The sequence below is a fragment of the Bacillus cereus group sp. RP32 genome, from assembly GCF_040459735.1.
GTDB lineage: Bacteria > Bacillota > Bacilli > Bacillales > Bacillaceae_G > Bacillus_A > Bacillus_A wiedmannii.
In genome coordinates this window covers 15,829-36,305 of record NZ_JARVHO010000004.1, presented here as the reverse complement: position 1 = coordinate 36,305, position 20,477 = coordinate 15,829, and the positions used below count along the sequence as shown (strand labels likewise).

The following is a 20,477-nucleotide window of genomic DNA, read 5'->3' as shown; positions in this document are numbered from 1 at the left end:
AATTAGAAATGGTATTTGGCATAAATCTACAAATCTTAAAATACATCTTAAACTTTTTTATTGTGTTTATTATAGCGAGTGTAAACAATATTGAATATAAAAATTCTACGTGGGCCAGAACACTATCGTATCCAGTACAGAAATTAAATGTGTATCTAAGTAAGTTTGTGGTTGTTATGATTGCCTTTATTATTACAACCTTAATGCATATGCTTTGTACAGTATTATTAATTCCAGGTTTAGGTATCTCTTTGGATGCGATTTCAATGCAGCAGGTATTTATTTTTACGTTATATCCATTTCTTATTAGTGTTCCATTCTGCGCTTTGGCGTTCATTATATCCATTAACGTATCGAATCAATCAGTGATTGTAACGCTAGCCCTATGTTCGTATCTTTTCGGCGATATATTAAGTTCAACTAAGCTTTGGTGGTTCCCTATTTCATATCAAACTTTATATTCTCCAATTAATTATGTGAATAATCTAGAGGTTTTTAATACATTATGGGCGTACGATAAATGGTACATGCTAGCGGGAATTCCTATTACTGCTGTTATTTTAGGAATTGGATATATCATATTTATTAAAACCAATAATAAAAATTAAAAAGGAGATTTCAAATGATAAATTTAATTTATTCCGACTGGATAAAAATAAGAAAGCATCCACAACAAATTACATTTTTCATCTTAGCACTTTGTCCGATTATATATTCAATGGTTATGTATACTAAATACGTTGTAGGAAAATATAATCATGGTTTGGATAATGAATGGATGGGCGTATGGATGTTAGTATCTTTTTTCTATGTTGGTTTTTTTCTCCCGGTCATTTTAGGGATGATAACAACTTTCTTCTGCCAGTTTGAAAGTAAAACTAATTGGAAAATAATGCATTTATCTCCGATTACTAACTTTAAAATTGTTTTATCTAAATTAGTATCTAGTTTGTTATTATTTTCTGTAGTACACTTAATCGCTTTAATAAGCTTATATGTATTAGGAAGATATTTTGATTTTACAGATCCATTTCCTTTATTATTCATGGTTAAAGTATTTTTCACTTCTGTTGTTGCAACACTGCCTCTAATAACAGTGCAACTTTTATTATTCTTATTTATAAAAACATCTATCACTTTTACATTTCTTAATATAATTCTATCTTTAATTGGGGTATTTATTTTTTCAGAAGCAAAGTTGGGGTTTTTATATATATGGTCTCTACCATTGCAGTCTATAGAATTAGTTGATCAAGGTATAGTGTCTATTGGTATATTATTAACATCAATAAGCGCATTTACCATTGGTATGATTGTAATTACAGTGCGTTATGTAAAGACATTGAAAAAGACCGTGTAATATGAAAAGTGAATCTTGAGAAATCTTAATAATACCTTATTTTAATAAACAGTAAAAAGAGCCCATCTGTTATGATGGACTCTTTTTACTGTTTATACGCAGGTTATTTTTTAAACAAAACAGAACTCCCAGTCACTTAACGCTCTTACGAGATATTCTACGTGTTCTTTGATACGATTTATGATAATGCGTTTATTATTAAACTCCATATCTAGAAGGAATTTAACTCTAAATTTTTTTGTATTAGTAAAATGGGATCAAAAAAATAAGCATTAATTTGCTGTTTTTTTAATCCTATTTTACTAATTGTTATTAACATTAGGAAGCATTTATATTTTAAGTACAACAAATTATATAGAAAGGAGCCTAGTTGATGTTTAAGAAAAAGGTACCATTTATAGAACAAGCCCAACAGACTGAATGTGGTTTTTGTTGTATAGCGATGATTACCGAATATCATAATAGTACCGTATCTTTTCATGATATGTATGAAAGGATTGGTAATGGTAGAGATGGAACGTCACTATTTCATTTAAAGCATCTAGCTGAGGGATTAGGATATGAAGCAAATTGTTTTAAAATTCAAGAATATGATGAGTTATATAAAATCCCACTCCCTTGCATTATTTATTGGAAGGAAAAACATTATGTAGTACTAGAGGAAGTAGCTGAACATGGAGTAATAATTGTTGATCCCGCTGTGGGAAGAAATAAGGTAAAAAAGGAAGAGTTTGAAAGGGATTTTTCAAAATATGTTATGACATGCGTACCAGGTGAAAGGTTTGTTAAGAAGAAGCCTAAAAGTTTATGGTTACCATATATTAATATATTGAAAGAGAGACCATCCCTATTAATAAATTTAGTCCTACTGTCCTTTGTGTTACAATTATTCACTTTAGGTATACCCCTTCTAATACAATATTTAATAGATCATGTTATTTCACCTCAAAATTTTAATTTGTTAAATATCTTTTTAATATCAATAGTATTTGTGGTAGGATTCCAATTTCTATTCAATATAGTTAGAGGTAAGGTTGTAATTGTAATGGAGAACTTTTTAGATAAACAAATGATGAGTAAATTTATTAATCATTTACTTCATTTACCTTATCATTTTTTCCTCCTAAGAAAATTTGGAGATCTTCTATTTAGGGTAAATAGTCTAAGAATAATTCGAGATATGATTGGATCAAACCTTATTAAGGGTATATTAGATGTTGGTTTACTAATTGTAATATTTGTTTTCATGATAATTAAATCACCAATTTTAACGGTATCTGTTTTAGTGTTCACAGCACTTAACGCAGTTTTATTAATTGCTACACGCTCCAAAGTAAAAGAGGTTAGCCAAGAAGAAATTATGGCGAATAGTGAAGTTCAAAGTATTCAAACAGAGACTTTGTATGGAATATTCAATGTTAAAACAGCTGGAATCGAGGATAAAATATTTACTCGATGGAATAAAAATTTTAAAAAGTTGCTAAAAGCTTATAGAAAGAAGCAAAACCTTAATAATTATATTCAATCAGTAAGTGGTTCTATTGGGAGTTTAGCTCCTTTATTCACTCTGTGGCTTGGTGCATATTTGATTTTAAACAATCAGTTAACATTAGGAAATCTAGTAGCTTTTCATGCTATTTCCAATCAATTTTTTGGGCTAAGTCAGTCAATTGTCCAAATGTTTAATTCTTTCTTTGTAACTGGTACGTATTTAAGAAGGGTACAAGATGTATTAGATGCACCAAAAGAAGAACAAACTCCGGATATGAAAGAGATAACTAATCTTGAAGGTCGTATACGTTTTGAAGATGTAAGTTATCAATATACAAAATATAGTCCAATGTCTGTTGAAAATATTAATTTAGAAATTAAACCGGGCCAAAAAGTAGCGATTATTGGAGAATCTGGTGCTGGAAAGAGTACCATGTCCCGTCTACTATTGGGATTGCATAATCCGAGTGAGGGGAAAATATATTATGATGATGTGGATTTAAGTAATATCGAAAAATCATCATTGAGACGTCAAATTGGTGTAGTTCCTCAGGACGTTACACTATTTAATAAGACTATTTTTGAAAATATTGCAATTTACGATAAGGATATATCGATAGAAGAAGTTGTTGAAGCCGCTAAGGTAGCTCAAATACATGATGACATTATGAAGATGCCTATGCAGTATAATACGTTCATATCTGAGATGGGGTTCAATATTTCAGGAGGACAGCGACAACGTATTGCACTTGCGAGAGCTTTAGTTCATAAACCATCCATTTTAGTATTAGATGAAGCAACAAGTTCATTAGATCATCTGAATGAGAAGAAGGTAGATGATTATCTCAATGAAATAAAATGTACAAGGGTTGTAATTGCACATCGACTTACTACAGTAATGAATGCAGACTTAATAATTGTGATGGATAAAGGAACTATTATAGAATCAGGTACTCATAAGGAGTTAATGCTAAAAGCTGGTTATTACTCTTCCTTCTTCAAGGATATAGAACCGAATTACAAGTTACTAGCAAATTAAGCATATATATTCATGAATCTAATAAAAAAGAAAGAGGGATAGATATGAAAGTTCAAACAAAAAAAGACCGTAATTTAATCAGATATGCAAGTGGGGTAGTTATCCTTTTAATCTTGGCTTCCTTTATATATCAATGGAATAACGGGTTAAATATTGACATTCCTGAAAGATTAGGTCTAGGGATAGCTCTTGTTGCATTTGTTACTACCTTTATGCCTCAAAGAAAAAAAGATGCTAATTAATTTAAATCGCGCTTGAGATCTATTTCTCAAGTGCGGTTTCCTAAAAAATTATATAGAGGAATCATAAATAATCATTCATACCGATACAAACTATAAATTTAACATTTAAGCTTTAAAAATATAAAATGTAGCAATTTAAAAGAGAAATATCTTAAATATTTTCTACGTACTTAAATTCAAACTAAAAAATTATAAAAAAGGGTGGATATCAAATGTTTAGAAGAAAAAAATCAGATGAAATGCGAAAACAAAAATGGAATACTGGTGGATTGATTAGTATAGTTGATGAAAATGAATTAAAACAGGTTGTAACTGGCGCGGGTTCAGACGATATCTATATCGAGACAGTTCCAGCTGCTATAGCTGCATTTTTACCAAATCAGATGAACACATATCCTGATCCAATGATCATGCCTAAATATAGATAACGAAGGACTCAAGATTAAAAAAGAGAACATATTAACACTAAAAGATTTATACTTGAATCTAGGTTGTCATAGGTATAGTTTATTACACTGATCTTATAGCATTTAAAGAAAAGCTATTTGATAGAAAAGGTATTGGGTGTTATCAAGGTACAAAATTATTTTATTAGATATTCATTCTATATTTAGGATATATATCTGTTGACCTAAAAATAGGAATCTAAAGTCTTTAATTATGCTCAAAAAGAAAACTTTAATTTAGAGAATTAGTTTATTTACGATATTGAACTATCCCTATCTATAGGGGAAAGAGAATCCTGTAATATCGAATTTTCGTTCACTATTTTAGTAGGATCAACTCATGATGCATATAATAAAACACATATTTGTACGTTGAAGTCACATGCCTCTTCTCTTATTTGCCTAGGGGAGGCTACGAAATTTCAATAGGCACAGAAGAAAAAATGTCGAAGGCTTCCTATAAATGATTGTTATATTTGAAAAATCAGTAATTTCATTTACTAAATTAAATAAACAATGCTATAATGTGGTGTAGAATCCATTTATTCAGAATTAATGGTCAATTGATATGATGTTTAACATTGTTTTAATTGTAAAACAAAGTGTTAATTCTCTTTTATAGAGAATTATATGGCGGCATAGCCAAGTGGTAAGGCCCAGGTCTGCAAAACCTGTATCATCGGTTCAAATCCGATTGTCGCCTTTTATTTTAGTATATCAATATTTTTCATATGGTGGCATGCCAATTAGGAATGGTACAAGGTTAGCATACCCTTTTATGTTGGTTCGAATCCAACTGTCACCTCATATCCCAATACCCTTTGGGAATGGTTGCTTATGAAAACTTTTCTTTGTAACTCCTCAGTCATTTACATATTGTACTAATTACTTAAATAACCACACTTCGCACTACTACACCTATAAGTCAAACACGATGGATTTATTTCATGGAAAGACTCCAAAAGAATAATTTTTGCAATGGTCATGAATAATGTATGTTATTAAGCATGGTTAAGTTTTCCCTATTAAAATTTTGAATCCTTACTAATGCAATTGAATAAGCTTTTACAGCGATAAATGTGTTAATTATAGTATTCGCAACAAAATAGTTGAACAAGAATTATGCTAAATTTTACAATTAATTTTCTTAATATTCAGACTCTCGTTTGTTTAGTTATTATATAAGTTAAGTATTTTAAAGGAGGTGATTTTATGAAGAGTAAAGGAGCATTAATATCTTTCTTGGTTTTAGTTATATTGTTAGGATTTTTACCAATAGAAAAAGCAAGTGCCTCTGTATCATCTAATCCATTAAATGAAGTAGCAAATCAAATTGACACAAGTAAAAATTATTATATAGTTCCAGCAGATTTACCAACAAGAGGATTACGCTCTCTTCCGTCTTTAAATTTTTCACCATCTGTAGTAGTTAATTCACCAAGTAATACAGTGGAAAAACCATCAGGAACTCCTATGAAATTGTTTTTTTCTGAAGAAAAAGAGAAATACCACATTGGGATGCTTTATCCGCTGCCTGGGATAGGACTTGTTTATAATTTTATAGGTAGTAGCTTACATCTTATTTTGGGTGAACAATACGCGGCTGCTTGGACAATAATTCCTGTAGAAGGAGGATATATACTGCAAGCAGAAGGTGGATACCTTGGTTATAAAGATGGTGAATCGCCACTGTATGGTCCTGTTACATTTGCCCACTTAGGTAAAGAAAAAGTTGTGTGGAAATTAGTACCCGCGTCTTAAAGTTTATATAAGTTTTAAATATAACTTGTTTAAATGATAATACGTGAATAAGTAATTAATAATAAGCTAGTACTAGTAGGCTTTTATGTTCTCAAAATGTTTTTATCTCTATAATGCTTAAGTATGAAAGGACGTGTTTTTGTGAAATTTAAAGGATTATTACTATCCTTTCTGGTTTTAGTTACATTGTTAGGATTTTCCCCAATAGAGAAAGCAAGTGCATCTACCCCATCCGATTCGGTAGATGTGTTAGTAGAGCGAATTGACACAAGTAAAAATTATTATATAGTTCCAGCAGATTTGCCAACAAGAGGATTAAGTACTCACACGTCACCTCGTTATTTTTTCCCATCTTTAGTAGTTAGTTCACTAAGTAATACAGTGGAGGAACCCTCAGGAACTCCTATGAAATTGCTTTTTTCTGAAGAAAAAAAGAAATACCACATTGGGATGCTTTATCTGTTTCCTGTGAAAGGACTTATTGACCACTTTATAACGAGAAGTGGTGATATTCATTGGATTGAAGAATACGCGGCTGATTGGATAATAACTCCTGTAGAAGGAGGATATACATTGCAAGCAGAAGGTGGGTATCTTAATTATAAAGATATCGAAGTAACAAATGGTCCTATTACAAGAGCCTACTTAGGTAAAGAAAAAGTTGTGTGGAAATTAGTACCTGTACTTTAAATTTCATATAAGATTTATAGGATATATTTAATGGGAAAATAAATTAGTTTACTAAACAATTTTTAACTATAGTAGGTTTGACACTCCCACCCCTAAAGGGGCCAGCAGACTAACGCCAGTGGGATTCTTGCTACCAAAGGCAAAATCCATTTCTGGTATCGCTGACGTGCAAGATTACGTTGTTCCATCACCACTCCCACAACAGACCATATAGGTTCGTGGGCTTTCCCGTATCGTAAATTCTGTAAAAAATAATAGATAAGAGTAAGCAATAGTACAAAACATTTTAACTTGCGATATGTACTGTTTTTTTTTGATAGCGTTCCATACTCACTGATCTAAAACCTATTCAAGCGTAAAGATTATTAGTCTCAACTATTCTTATTAGTGGTAAGGTGGTACCTGCGTTACAATCTGTGTTTTCGTAATTTGATGAAAATAATAGGAGAAAGAGGATTATCAATTACTCACACAACAATTATGCACCGGATTCATTGACCTAAATTTGTTATTATACGAGCTAAACTGTTAATAATTTCATTTACCGTATGGGTAGATACGTAATACACAGGGGTTAAACTCAAAAGAGGGAATTAGTCTCTACTCTAAAAGTCAATGAAAATCAATGGAATATATACCTAATTTATGTTAAATTTAATGTAGATTTACTTTTCTTTTTTATTTCTTTTAAACATTCAAGAGCCGTTTCGCGGTTCAGATTCAGACACTAATATGGTGTTTATGACTCTGAGTCCGGAACGGCTCTTTTTATATATAATTATTTATTTTTAATGAGATCATGAAAATGAACGAATGTGTTTTTGAATTAAACAATATAAAAAAGGAGTGAGAACCGCAAGGTACGAAGAAAGCACGGCTATAGCCGTGCCGTTGCGAAGACAAGTGGATTTGCTAAAGAAACGTGGATATAACAGTTGCTCTCCACGCTAAATATGGAGCGACAGGCGTAGGCTTAAATTGAAGTTTTACAGATACATATGGAGTAGCGGATTGACACCTTATGGTGTGCGGCGCATTCGCCGCGCACCATAAGGTGGATTATGCCCGTTTGAGCGTAAGCGAAAACGGGCCGACCGAAGGACGGCGGGAATATGGGAAGACGGCGAGGATCTTCAAAAGTATCCCTTGTAAGGCAAATTGAAAATGCAATAAAAGAAATTATTTGTATTGGGCAATCAAAATATGAGGCAAAAAAAGAAGGGCAGCATACGAGGGGGCTATATTCTTTTAAACATATTCAAAATACACTATCGGTTTCAATTGATTTTGCACGTTTTTGTAGGGAACAGTATGGAATTACACGAATCGTTTATTTTAAAGAAGAATATTATTATGCTTATTTACAGTATAAAGAACAAGAAGGGGCGTCCCACGGACACCTAATGAATATTGAGACGTGCCTAAGGAAGTTACAAATAGCTATGCACAGACAAGCAGAGAAATTGCAAAAAGACCCTGTGAGCTTTTGTTCTGAAAAAAGAGTGTTTAGCTATAACAACCAAAAAAATAAGAAAGCTCCCGAGAATCGCTCTATGAGCTTGAGAGACGTGAATAGATTAATAGAGAATATCCCCTCTATCCATGTTCGGAATGCATTTCAATTACAGTTACATTTGGGACTTCGTGCGAGGGAAGTTATCAATCTGACTTTAGAACATTTTGATTTGAAGAATGGTGTTTTAAAGATTAAGAATGGAAAAGGAATTACAAAAGGTGGACGGGGACGTGAAATTCAGATACCTGAAAGATTGCAAGAAAAGATCTATGAAATGATTAAAGATAAACAGTTACATGAAAAAGTCATCCCAGTTAAAGATAATAATTTGCGGGCAGCTCTCTTAAAAGCTGGAAGGACAACTGGGATTCCTACGAATGGAACGCATATGTTCCGTCATACGTTCGCGAGAGAACGTTTTAAAGAATTATTAGGGGAATCCTATGAGCAAGGACAGAAAGTATTGGCTTATATACTGAAAAATCATGAGCGAGGAAAACGCGCGGATTATGGGATTCGTCAAGAGTTTAAAACTACCTATTGGCAAGTACAAGATGCGATGAATATAGTTCATGAAGAATTAGGTCACGGAAGAGGAAGAGTAGACTTAGCTCAAGTTTATTTAAAATGCTAAGATAGAGGAGTTATAACCGTTATAACGAATTTGAAATACTAAAAAGGAGGTTATGACTATTATGACTCCTATAATTTATGAAAATGTATCCCAAGTTGCTAAAAGATTAAAAGTATCACCGTCTACGATTAAAAAATATTATTTATTAATTGAGAGTTATAACTGTTATGCTTTTAAAAGAGATGAACGAGAACGAGTTATTTTTGATGATTATGATATCGGATTATTACAAAGGTTAGTAGAATTAAAAAGTATGCCCCAAGTTACACTGGAAGATGCTTGTAAATTACTTTTAGAAGAAGAAGGGTTAACAGTTCAGAATATGACTGTTATAACACCTAAATCAGATGATTTAAAAGAATTATTGCAAGAATTAAAAGGTACAGTGGAGTTACAACAAAAACAATTACAGAATCAAAATGAACAAATAGCTCAATTAACAAACTTATTGGAATCGCAACAAAAGTTATTAACTCACTCCGATACCGTAGAGAAACAACAAGTTGCTGATCGTGATAAAGCTGTTATGACTGTTATGCGTGAGCTTCAAGAAGTAAAACAGATGGTTGCGGCAAGTAATGAAAAGAAATGGTATCAATTTTGGAAGTAATCTACTGATTCTTATGCAATTATGCCACGAAAGTCACTTGACTATGAGGGAGAGAGGCTCGTAGTCAAGTAAATTGTGGAATAAAAAGCGTAGGACGGATGCCCCAGTAAAGGGAAAAAACAATGTCTTCGCCAAACTTCGTGGTTCTACTGTTAGAAAAAGGCGAATAAAAATATAGCATACATACAATAAGGGAATGCAGTATAGATTAGTCTACAAGCATTCCCTTGCTATAGTGATGTTAATAATATTTTAATGATGTTGCTACTATATATGTCATGTTGATTAAGAATAAAAAGATTAATATATCTAGTGTTAAAAAAACATATAATATTATTTTTATCTTTTTAGATATTTCATTTTTAATCATATATATAATGAATAGCATTGTAGTTGATTGGAATAGCATGGTGAAAAATAAAAATGTAATAGCAAATAGCATATTTCCTGGTGTAAATGCAGTATTCATAATGAGTAGAGAACTAATTATATTAAGAATAAGCGTAGTTAGTATAAAAATATATTTATAAATGTTTTTAATTTTGATCGCCTACTTTTTAATTTTTTAGTTGGTAATACAGTTGTTTATTTTTATGGTTATATATAAGTATTTTTTTATTGTTTTCATCTACAATGTAAACATCTTTTTCTTCCCAATCTATTCCATGGGGTATATCTTTTTCAATTGAAAATAAAACATCTTTATTTCTAAAAGGAATTGAATTTTGATTAGCATGAATGTTTATTTCATGATCTTTGGTTTCAATGCTATAATCTCCTGAATAATTGGAGAAGAAAGGTGTTAATTTACTATAAATATATAGAATTTCTTTTTTATCGCTCTCTTGATAAAAGTGCGAGTTAATAACCTTTAGATCGGATGTTTTTATGTCTTTTGGTATAAGTAAAAAGGCAATGAGACAATAAAATATAACAACAATAGCGATTAAGGAATATATGTAGAGAGAGGCAATTAATAAGTATCTTTTATAATTGCTTTGTTTTATTATCTGATTTTGCAAATTTGAATCCTCCTTTAATAAAGAATCAATTGAAACATTAAATAGATTGCTTAAGGCTAATAAATTGGTTAGATCGGGAAGACTTTTTCCTAGTTCCCATTTAGATATAACTTGTCTTGAAATAAATAGTTGGCTGGCTACATCTTCTTGTGTCATGTTATTTATTAATCTTAAATGTTTTATTTTTTTTCCAATGTCCATATATGTACCTCCTTTAATTACTTTAATTATTCTAATGTTAAATAGTAAGAAACGCATCGTAGCGTTATAAAAAAGGCATGCAATGATCTGTTGCATGCCTTTTTTTGTTACTAAAGCAATGAATCTCTTGTATATATCTATGAGGGGTGTACCCAACATATCAGATTAGCGCACCTATGTTTTCGTGTTGGTAATACAAGTACGTCCTATTATTCATAGTAATGCCCTTATTAAAGTGTAGAAATAGTCAAACAAACAGAAGCAGAATTTTAAGTAGGTGTCACAAAACGTAAGGAGAAATTCCGTCTTACGAATGCCACCTATATATGAAGAGGTATACCGAATTTCAATTGATAATGCGCCTATCCTTTTGTAACGGTTTGATTGAGTGTGAAAAAGTGGATTGTTGTCTGTATATATCTATGGCTCTAAAAGACAAGCCGGTGCGTTTATAGATGGGCGGGGGCAGTGTGGTCATTTTACAAGAAAAGTATAAGAAATTTTATATTGGCACCTGTATTAATGCTTTATGTCTCAACCCGTATAAGAGAACATACTAAATTTTTTGTAGGGATCTAAAATTATTTGGTTGTTCTTCTATATTACTTATACCAAAGCTTTTATAAGAGAAGGAGTGATATGTTATGAAGAAATTCATGATTGCTGTAACTTTAGTTGGTTTACTTGCTGATATGATTACTATTGGTCTTCTTGTTGCTAAATTTATATGATTCTTGTACAGGCCCTTGCTGAATGTAGGGGCTTACTTTTATATTTAGCATGCGATGATGATAAAATCATATAAAAAGAATTATTTTAGGTAGAAAGTTATTATTTTTCTTTTTGGTATAGGGGTGAGGTTATGAGTTTACCGTATATGGAAACGTATATTGAGAAATTAGAAAAAGAGTTGGATGCTTATACCACTGCTTTGTATGCAGAAACGAAGGTGTTAGCTCAAAAGTTTAAAAGGGATACTGATGGAGAAAATGAGTTACAGGTTGTTTTGAGAGGGCATTTGTATCTTGAGAATGCAGTTGAGAGATTGTTACAATCTGTTTTAGTTAAACCGGGTTCTATTCTTACTAATAGATTTATGTTTATAAGTAAGGTTCAATTAGGAATAGCCTTAGGAGTGATTCCTGAAAGTAGAAAGACACTATACGAGAAATTAAATACATTGAGAAATAATTATGCTCATCAATTGAATTTTAAAATGACTGATAAGCATTTGAACGATATCGTGAGTTGTATGGATAAAGACCTTAAAAGTAGTTATCCTGGTTCTTCTCAGAATAATTTATTGGAAAATATGAAGTTAGCGATATTAACGGTATGGGCAGATGCTTTAGCTAATGTGTATAAAAATGAAACGCAAGTTTATGTAAAAGAAGTAAGAGAGATTAATAAACTAATGAAGTTTAAAATTAGTCCTTTGAGTGATGAGGAGTTGTCTATTAAAGGTGATGAAGTAATAGCGAAGATGAAAAGGCGTATTAATAAATAGTTGTTTAATGTAAAGCCCCCTGTATTAAGTGAGGGGGCTTTATTTTTGTTTTAGTTATTGTTGTTCAATCTCTTTTACAAGTTTATAGAACGATTTATAGTCGGAATGTATCCAGTACATTATCTTTCTCTTCTTTGTTGATACCGATATATTTCAACGTGATTTGTGGTGTGCTATGATTCAATATTTCTTGCAACATAGCAACATCTTTTGTTTGTTTATAGAACCAATAGCCGAAGGTTTTGCGCATGGTGTGGGTACCAATGGACTCTACACTGGCAAAGTCTCCGGTTTTTTGCAATTGTCGATAAGCCTGGATCTTACTAATGGGTTTGTCTCCTTTTCGGGAAGGAAATAACCAGGTATCATCTAGAGTTTGAGCATAAGAGTATACTTCATCAAAAATGGAAGTAAGGTTAATTATGCGTTCTTTCTTCGTTTTTCCTTCTTTGATCTTAAATTCTTTTCTTTTTTTTCGTTTTAGTTTTACTATGGTTTGTGTTTCTAGTTGAAGTAGATCACTTACGCGTAGTCCGGTATGAATTCCAATAAGAAAGAGAATATAGTCTCGTTCGGAACAATGACGTTTAAGAGCCCATTTCATATCTTCGATTTGTTCTTTGCTACGGATGGGTTGGACATCAATGAGATGTGGTTTTTTGTTCATGGATTTTCGACCTCTTTATTTACAGTGTTTTGAATGTATACTTTTATTATATAAATTGAGGATATCAGGGGATTCGGTGAGAAGTCAATGACTAAGGGGAAATGAATGTAAACTAATATTTAAAAGTTTACATTTGAATCAAGTATGTATTCCTTGTTTTTCTGTTCTTATTAATATTTAAAATAATGTAGGAATATCGTAAAAGAATTATAGCGGCAAGAGAGAAGAAAAAGCCGTGGTGGAAGTTCTGGTGGGTGTTACTAGATAAATTACGCATAAGTAGAAAAGTATTCATTTCTACTTTTCTACTTATAATAATAGGGATATTTCTAAATTTTTATATTTTTACATCTCTGTTAAGAGCTTGAATTTCCTTTTCTGCTCAGGTGTTAGTTCGTTTTCTACATAACGATCTATAAGTAAATCTATGATTTCATAAGCGAATTTTGTGTTTGTAAGTTTCATTAATACTTCAAGTTCTTCTTTTGATTGATTAGAAATTTTAATACTGCCTTGCTGATTTTTAAATTTCTTTTTTGTTTCAGTTTTTTCGTTTCTTTTTGCTTTTCGAGTTACTTGTTTTTCTTCTGTCTTAGGTTGAGAAGGAGCAGTTGCTTCAGCGTTATTGTCAATCGCAGCTTGTCCTTGCTTTGGTACATAAGGCTCAGTAGGCTCAAAGTTCCTTTTCTTTCTACCTAACAAACCAGGAGTTTTCGCCATATTACACACCAACCTTCATTTTTTCAAACATATCGATACGAGATAATAATTCATCACTAATCGTTTCGTATAATTCAATTACATTCATATCATGTCTATCTTTTTCAGTAATACCATTTACATCAAATCTTTTAATACGCTCCATTTGAGGAACGACATTTTTAAATAGGTTCTCTTCACCAAAGATTTCACGAGCGTTTTCCATAATGTATTCATCAACTTTACCATTATTTTTTAATAAGACAGGAAGAATACCAACTACTTCAATATCAAGATCATATTTTTCTTTCAACTTGATGAGTTCATTAACGTAGTTCTCTGCACCAGTAAGAGAACGTTCTTGTGTTTGTAAAGCAATTAGAACATAATCAGAAGCTACAACGGCGTTCTTCGTAACTTCTAGTGACATAGGAGGAACATCAATAAATATGTAGTCATATTTATGTTTTATCTTTTCAAGTAATCCTTTAAAGTAATGATCTTCCTCTTTTTCAGAAGTGCAAGTCTTATAAAGGAACTTTGCGAAATCTTGAAAATCAACATAAGAAGGAATTAAATATAAATTCTCCATGATTTCCACTTCTAAACCATCTAAATTCCCTTCTTGTATCCCCTTCATTAATGTTTTTTCAACCGTTACAATTTCATCTGGATTAAGAATGGATTTCGTTAACATTAAAGACTTCGTTGCATTACTCTGCGGATCAAGGTCAACGAGTAACGTTCGCTTTCCTTTTTTCGCAACTTCATAAGAGTTTAATACAGCATTTGTGGTTTTACCAACGCCACCTTTGTAATTCCCAACCGTAATTGTAATAGCCATTTTTAACACTCCAGTAATATTTTTTAAAATTTCCCTATATCCCTTTATAGAAATAGGGAAAAATAGAAATAGGGAAATAGGGATATTTCTAATTATAGAAATAGGGATATTTCTATATTATTAAATGAATTATAACAATGATGTTCTGTATATGCAATAGAATGATAGAGTTAATAATTTATAACAAAAACGTTGATTTAAAAGGGAATTTTTAATCCGAGTCGGGTTTGAAAAGTAAGTGAGAGTGAAGATTTTCAAGGAGAGGTTTAAAGAGAAAAAAAACTAAAAAATAGGGAAATAGGGAAATAGGGAAAAATAGAAATATCCCTATAGGGATATAGGGAAAAATAGAAATAGGGAAATAGGGATATTATTTAAACTACGCGTAATTTCACTGTTTACAAACAAAAAAACTTGCTGTAATGTAAGAATTAGCAAGTTTTTCAACAAAAAGTGATTTAATTTGATACTGTACATAAAGGGCTTATTAGATAAATAAATGGTAAAAAAATAAATAAAAAAAAGAACGGCTGTCTAATTGAGATTTCTCAGGTCCCAATCTGACAGAAAAAGTAGAGTTACTGACAATAACTTTACTCCCCGGTGAATACACGTTGCTGTCAACAACTTGTATTCCATTTACACACTGCAAGACCAGTATGTAAAATTCTCCGTCCGTTCTAGTTAACTATGTTATTAGAGATATAAAAATATCTGTATTTAGTATAGTTAATTAGAGCTAGATTGTAAAGGTAGAAATCCGTATTTAAGTTTGTTCGAATACGGAGAAAAGTCTGTCTTTTATCTACTTTCCGGAGAATTTTTGAGGTGAGCAGTGTTATAACTGCTCACCTTTTTTATTGTCAAAAATCTAGTGGAAAGGAGATTTAACATGGATAAAGCGCAGCAAGCAATCGAATTGATTTTACATGATGGGTTACGAAAATATAAATATAAAAACTCAAGAGCTAGCATATCCATGTTAGATTCTCAGGATTCTAGTATCAAAATGGATGACAGATTTGTATTTATTACACGTACAAAAGAAGATTTAACGAACTCATATGGTACAAAGGGAGTTGTATTGACTTCTCAAGAAACAGTACTGGACCATATTGGACAAGCTACACATTGGACTCCGAATATTTTTAGAGTGGGAACATACATAGATAGAAACAGAAAAATCATTAAAGGGCATGAAGAACGAAATCTAAAACAAATTAATTGCTTTACTGTTGATATTGATACAAAAGATCTTAATCCAGGGGAAATCGTACTTGCAGCAATGGACAAGCAGTTAGGAATGCCTACAGTTATTGTTGAAAGTGTGAAGGGATACCAGGTTTATTTTGTGTTGGATAAACCATTATTTATTTCGAATAAGAACGATTTCCGGGGATTACGTAGTGCAAAAAGAATCAGTGAGAACATCAGAAAAGCTCTAAGCGACCTTTTACCTGGTGTTGATTTGACATGTAATGACTTCGGGTTCTTCCGTATGCCAAATGAAGAGAACATAGTATGGTTTGATGCAAACAGTACATGTAATTTATCTCATTTAATTGAATGGTCTAAAGATCAAGATATCGGCCATCGTAGAAGTTTATTTACGGTTATTTCAAATAAGCAAATTAAAACTACGCAAATTACTGAAGGATGGGTGCAAAAGGTATTAGCATGCACACATATCAGAGGTCAAAAAGGTGTATTTGGACGTGATAATGCTGTATTTACGCTCGCGTTAGCATGCTATTCTTCAAGAATGACTCAAGATGAGGCATATAATTTACTGGATGAATTTAATACAAGCCTAAAAAGCCCTTTGAAAAATTCAAGTATTCAAAAGGCTATTCGTAGTGCTTTTTCAGGTAAATATAAAGGCGCAAACAAAGAGTACATCAATCAAATTTTAGAAATTTGGTCAGATAGAAAGGTAACATTTTCAACTCTAGTACCATCACAGTATTGGTATAAACATAAGAAAGCACGCAAGGATCGTGTGCGTAGTCATTGGTATGAGTGGGAACAAGATATCATTGACTTCTTAAACGTGCAAAAAAATACCGAAAAAGGATTCTTATATTTTACTCAAAAAGAAATATGTGAAGTGTTGCGAATTCCAAGAAGTACGTTAAACAATGTGCTAAAGAAATCAAAGCAAATATATCTCCATGTGATCGGTAAAGGTAGTCAACGACAAACTGGACTGTCTACTTTGTTGTTGCTTTTTAATAATGCTATTGGTCGTACAACAGAACAAAAAGAGTTGTACTTGGAGTTTATTCAATCAATCGTCCCTGGAGCTGCAGAGCGATTATATGATCTACTCCCAAGGGATAACAGTGATTCTATCACACTAAATACGGGCTAATTTGGTACTTTGTCCACTATGCCAATACATATTTCTATTATAGTTTTTTCCCTTTTGGTTTTTCTGTATGAACTACAGTACGTGAAATTATTTGTTGGCCTTTTATTTTGTTTGGAGGCTGTTTAGATTTTATTTTTATGATCGATTGTTTGTTCTTTAAAAGGTGTATTCTTATTGTTACTATAGTATGTTCTGTTTAAATTACTGGATTTTTTTATTAGATGCTTTTTTAGACATCGGTAAAAAGAGTAGTGAGCGTTCTATTAAATTGTTTGTAATAGGGAAAAATTGGATGTTTTAAAATGCATGGTGAGGTGCGAGAGGATATTCGAAGTTCTGATGGTTATCTTTGTTATTTGTTAGAAACGTTTTTTAACATGGGTTTAAATAATAAAGAGGAAATTAATAAAGTTTTGTTGGGATTGATAGATTTATTATCTAGATGCAGTGTGCTGAAAAAAGTGGACTAAACAAAAGTAACTTCAAAATATACAATAAAAGTTGATTTTGAAGTTACTTTATGTTTAGTTTTCTTTCGGAATAACAATGCCTTTATACAATTGAACTGTAATGAAGTAGTAAATTGAGTAAATGACTATGAAAATTATTATTGGAAGCCAAATACGGAAATATGGATCGATTAGGATAAACGAAAAGATGTTCATACCAACTAATACGTGTGCAATCCCTACAATCGCTGGGAATAGGAATATTAAGAATACTTCTTTATAAATTGACTTTGTTAATAATTCACGGCGCACACCGATTTTACGAAGCATTTGATAACGCGTAATATCGTTTGATGCACCAGATAGAATTTTAAACATTAAACAGCTTGCCATCATTGCTAAGAAAGCAATTCCTAAGAAGAAGCCCATAAATACTGTCCCGCTCGAAATGCCGTAAAAACCAGTATATATCGCGTATTTACTTGGTATATCATCAATTTTTAGATTTTTATATTTGGTTAACTGTAACTCGTCAATTTTTTCCCATTCTTTTGTGTATGTTAAGAAATTATCTGTTTTTCCAATGAATACACTACCTTCTGTATCTTTTAAGCTATCATATATTTTTTGATCGACAATTTTAATTGTTTGATCGGGATGCACATAAGAGGGCTCCAGCGTTCCGAAGGCATCTTTCCACTCTGCTGAAATTAAATTATCGGTATTTTTCGAAATCTCTCCTGTTGGTAGTTTTTCAGAAGCTCTTTTTTTCACTTTAGCAGGATCTTTTACTCCTTCTTTAATATATTTAACATCCTTTACGAAAGGACGGTGTTTCTCTAAATCTTCTTTTACATAATAAACGTATTTATCATCTGTTTTATAGCGATATTCGCTTTTCTCTTTAAATGTAATATCATTTAAGATTTTCTTTTCTTCAGTCGTTGGATTATGAATCGTAACATCATAAATCGCAAGAGTATCTACATTCATCATAACGTTATTTTTAAATGCCATACCACCTGAGATTGCCCCCGCTCCAAGCGCAACTAACATTGTTACTGTCGCTAGTACTTTTGTTAAGCTGTTAATACGGAAGTTTAACTGTGCAAATGTAAAAGCATTAAGTCCTTTTTCAGTACGTTTTTTATTACTTTTCATCTTTTTAATAATAAGAGGTAGGAACGTTCCAAATAACATGTAAGTTCCAGACGTTACAGTAATTAAAGCAATAAAAATCCCAGCTAGCTTTAACTTATCCATGTAAATCATAGAAGCATAGCCAATTGCTAATAAAATAATCCCCAATACTGCAAAGATAACAGTCTTCGCACCTTTTACAGAAACACTATCTGTTTTTGAATCTGCATGTACAAGTTGTAGAACTGTAATACGTGATAGTTTAATACTATTCATAATTGCTGATAATACAAATAGCACAAAGAAGAAAACACAAGTAACAATCATGGAAGAAACATAAAACGCTTCATAACCACCTGAAGTAAAATCCAGTTGTTGCATAAGTAGTTTACCAATTACTTGTGCAAGCCCTACACCTACTGCAATCCCGATTACAAGGGAGGCCGCACCTAAAACAATTGTTTCGATGAACATAAGGAATGTAACCTTAGATTTTTTTGCCCCTAACATCATATACATACCTAATTCTTTTTGACGAAGCGATAATAAGAATGAGTTTGCATATAGAATATAAAAGAATGTAATAATTGCTAATAAGATTGAACCAGCTTGGAATACTATTCCAATTTCACTAATAATAGAGTTTGCCTTAAGAAAGGCTTCGTTTAACGCTAATGTTTGGAACATATAAAAAATTGAAATGGACATGACAAGACCAACAAGTAAGACGATATAGTCCTTTAGCTTACTTTTTAGTCCTGACATAGAAAGTTTAAATAACATGCCTGAACCTTCTTTCTTATGCTTTTTGTGTACCTAAGTCTGCAAGTACATCTAAAATCTCTTTATAAAACACTTCACGTGCACCAGTGCGGTGAATTTCTTTGTATAACACTCCGTCTTGAATGAATAAAATACGCTGACAGTAACTTGCACTATATGGATCATGTGTAACCATCATGATTGATACGTCTTGTTCTTCATTTAAGTTTGTCATCGCATCTAAAAGACTCGTGGCATTTTTAGAATCAAGCGCTCCTGTTGGCTCGTCTCCTAAAATGATAGCTGGTTCATGCACAAGCGCACGCGCTGCTGCTGAACGTTGCTTCTGTCCACCAGATACTTCAGATGGATATTTTTGAAGTATAGCTGAAATTCCTAACATATCCGCTACTTTCTCTACTTTCGGTCCAATCTTACGTGATGGAACACCTTGAAGTGAAAGCGGAAGTGCAATGTTTTCATAAATAGATAAGTTCTCTAATAAGTTAAAGTCTTGGAAAATGAACCCTAATTTTTGCGAACGGAAATCAGAAAGTTCACCCTGTTTCATCTTTGTAATATCCGCACCGGCAATTTCAACAACACCGCCTGTTGCTTTATCTAATGTTGAAATTACATTTAGTAACGTTGTTTTCCCTGAACCAGAGGGTCCCATAATTCCAACAAATTCCCCCTCTTGAATCGAGAACGACACACCTTTTAATGCGTGTGATTGGTTTTCCCCTTTTTTACCGTATACTTTTTGAACGTCTTTAACGACTACAACTGGTTTGTTCATATATATCCCCCTACACTCTCTTTTTTCCTATTCTATATTTTTATTAACCTTATATTCGCCTAACATCTTTGTAAGGTAAACGAAACGGCTCGATATGTTATTTTAAAGTATCTCAAAAGACGATATTAAAGATATGTAATTTTTCCAACACTCGCATTTGAATCTGGATTTAAAAATGTTGTAGATACACTTCTTACCGTTACACTAACTGGTATCCTAACTTCCAA

17 protein-coding genes, 2 tRNA genes and 1 pseudogene are annotated in these 20,477 nt (G+C 32.0%); 14 read left to right on the top strand and 6 right to left on the bottom strand.

Features of this window, described 5'->3' with window-relative positions; genetic code table 11:
* The 12 genes and pseudogenes from QCI46_RS29785 to QCI46_RS29730 form a co-directional block, all read left to right on the top strand.
* On the top strand, positions 1 to 608 hold a 608-nt coding region (locus tag QCI46_RS29785; protein WP_353842201.1), incomplete at its 5' end, for an ABC transporter permease.
* Positions 609 to 622: 14 nt separating this feature from the next.
* Entirely contained in the window at positions 623 to 1,360 is a 738-nt protein-coding gene (locus QCI46_RS29780) for an ABC transporter permease (RefSeq protein WP_097889995.1), read from the top strand.
* 373 nt (positions 1,361 to 1,733) lie between these two features.
* Positions 1,734 to 3,890: a peptidase domain-containing ABC transporter gene (locus tag QCI46_RS29775; RefSeq protein ID WP_000473622.1), complete on the top strand. Its 2,157-nt coding sequence runs from the start codon at positions 1,734 to 1,736 to the stop codon at positions 3,888 to 3,890.
* 44 nt (positions 3,891 to 3,934) lie between these two features.
* The gene (locus tag QCI46_RS29770) at positions 3,935 to 4,132 is read left to right on the top strand and encodes a hypothetical protein (RefSeq protein WP_000868149.1); all 198 of its coding nucleotides are present in this window, start codon (positions 3,935 to 3,937) and stop codon (positions 4,130 to 4,132) included.
* A gap of 212 nt (positions 4,133 to 4,344) precedes the next feature.
* The gene (locus QCI46_RS29765) at positions 4,345 to 4,560 is read left to right on the top strand and encodes a hypothetical protein (protein ID WP_000489763.1); all 216 of its coding nucleotides are present in this window, start codon (positions 4,345 to 4,347) and stop codon (positions 4,558 to 4,560) included.
* A gap of 650 nt (positions 4,561 to 5,210) precedes the next feature.
* A tRNA-Cys gene (locus QCI46_RS29760) sits at positions 5,211 to 5,281 on the top strand.
* A gap of 30 nt (positions 5,282 to 5,311) precedes the next feature.
* Positions 5,312 to 5,383 (top strand) — tRNA-Ala (locus QCI46_RS29755).
* A gap of 407 nt (positions 5,384 to 5,790) precedes the next feature.
* Positions 5,791 to 6,339: a hypothetical protein gene (locus tag QCI46_RS29750; RefSeq protein ID WP_353842200.1), complete on the top strand. Its 549-nt coding sequence runs from the start codon at positions 5,791 to 5,793 to the stop codon at positions 6,337 to 6,339.
* Positions 6,340 to 6,480: 141 nt separating this feature from the next.
* Positions 6,481 to 7,029: a hypothetical protein gene (locus QCI46_RS29745; protein WP_353842199.1), complete on the top strand. Its 549-nt coding sequence runs from the start codon at positions 6,481 to 6,483 to the stop codon at positions 7,027 to 7,029.
* Positions 7,030 to 7,416: 387 nt separating this feature from the next.
* Positions 7,417 to 7,524 (top strand): annotated as a pseudogene (locus QCI46_RS29740) (IS6 family transposase); the annotation flags it as partial.
* 617 nt (positions 7,525 to 8,141) lie between these two features.
* On the top strand, positions 8,142 to 9,179 hold the full coding sequence (locus QCI46_RS29735) for a tyrosine-type recombinase/integrase (protein WP_353842198.1): 1,038 nt from the start codon (positions 8,142 to 8,144) through the stop codon (positions 9,177 to 9,179).
* A gap of 61 nt (positions 9,180 to 9,240) precedes the next feature.
* Positions 9,241 to 9,789: a DUF3967 domain-containing protein gene (locus QCI46_RS29730; RefSeq protein ID WP_353842197.1), complete on the top strand. Its 549-nt coding sequence runs from the start codon at positions 9,241 to 9,243 to the stop codon at positions 9,787 to 9,789.
* Positions 9,790 to 10,346: 557 nt separating this feature from the next.
* On the opposite strand, the gene QCI46_RS29725 is transcribed toward QCI46_RS29730, so the two are convergent.
* Positions 10,347 to 11,012, bottom strand: a complete 666-nt coding sequence (locus tag QCI46_RS29725; RefSeq protein ID WP_353842196.1) for a helix-turn-helix domain-containing protein — start codon at positions 11,010 to 11,012, stop codon at positions 10,347 to 10,349.
* A gap of 862 nt (positions 11,013 to 11,874) precedes the next feature.
* Between QCI46_RS29725 and QCI46_RS29720 the strand changes: the two genes are divergently transcribed.
* Complete coding sequence (locus QCI46_RS29720) at positions 11,875 to 12,519, top strand: hypothetical protein (RefSeq protein WP_353842195.1); 645 nt, start codon at positions 11,875 to 11,877, stop codon at positions 12,517 to 12,519.
* A 94-nt stretch (positions 12,520 to 12,613) separates the two neighbouring features.
* Here QCI46_RS29720 and QCI46_RS29715 read toward each other — a convergent pair whose 3' ends face one another.
* The 3 genes from QCI46_RS29715 to QCI46_RS29705 all read right to left on the bottom strand — a co-directional run bounded on the left by QCI46_RS29715 (position 12,614) and on the right by QCI46_RS29705 (position 14,729).
* On the bottom strand, positions 12,614 to 13,186 hold the full coding sequence (locus QCI46_RS29715) for a tyrosine-type recombinase/integrase (protein ID WP_353842194.1): 573 nt from the start codon (positions 13,184 to 13,186) through the stop codon (positions 12,614 to 12,616).
* 345 nt (positions 13,187 to 13,531) lie between these two features.
* Positions 13,532 to 13,906, bottom strand: a complete 375-nt coding sequence (locus QCI46_RS29710) for a hypothetical protein (protein ID WP_330939299.1) — start codon at positions 13,904 to 13,906, stop codon at positions 13,532 to 13,534.
* 1 nt (position 13,907) lies between these two features.
* Complete coding sequence (locus QCI46_RS29705) at positions 13,908 to 14,729, bottom strand: ParA family protein (protein WP_001018647.1); 822 nt, start codon at positions 14,727 to 14,729, stop codon at positions 13,908 to 13,910.
* A gap of 892 nt (positions 14,730 to 15,621) precedes the next feature.
* On the opposite strand from QCI46_RS29705, the gene QCI46_RS29700 reads away from it, so the two are divergent.
* Positions 15,622 to 17,100 (top strand): primase C-terminal domain-containing protein, encoded by a 1,479-nt coding sequence (locus QCI46_RS29700; RefSeq protein ID WP_330939300.1) that lies wholly within the window; start codon positions 15,622 to 15,624, stop codon positions 17,098 to 17,100.
* A 524-nt stretch (positions 17,101 to 17,624) separates the two neighbouring features.
* On the opposite strand, the gene QCI46_RS29695 is transcribed toward QCI46_RS29700, so the two are convergent.
* Together QCI46_RS29695 and QCI46_RS29690 are read right to left on the bottom strand one after the other, a co-directional pair.
* Positions 17,625 to 19,472 (bottom strand): FtsX-like permease family protein, encoded by a 1,848-nt coding sequence (locus tag QCI46_RS29695; protein WP_353842193.1) that lies wholly within the window; start codon positions 19,470 to 19,472, stop codon positions 17,625 to 17,627.
* A gap of 16 nt (positions 19,473 to 19,488) precedes the next feature.
* Complete coding sequence (locus tag QCI46_RS29690; RefSeq protein WP_097889985.1) at positions 19,489 to 20,250, bottom strand: ABC transporter ATP-binding protein; 762 nt, start codon at positions 20,248 to 20,250, stop codon at positions 19,489 to 19,491.
* Positions 20,251 to 20,477 lie beyond the last annotated feature (227 nt).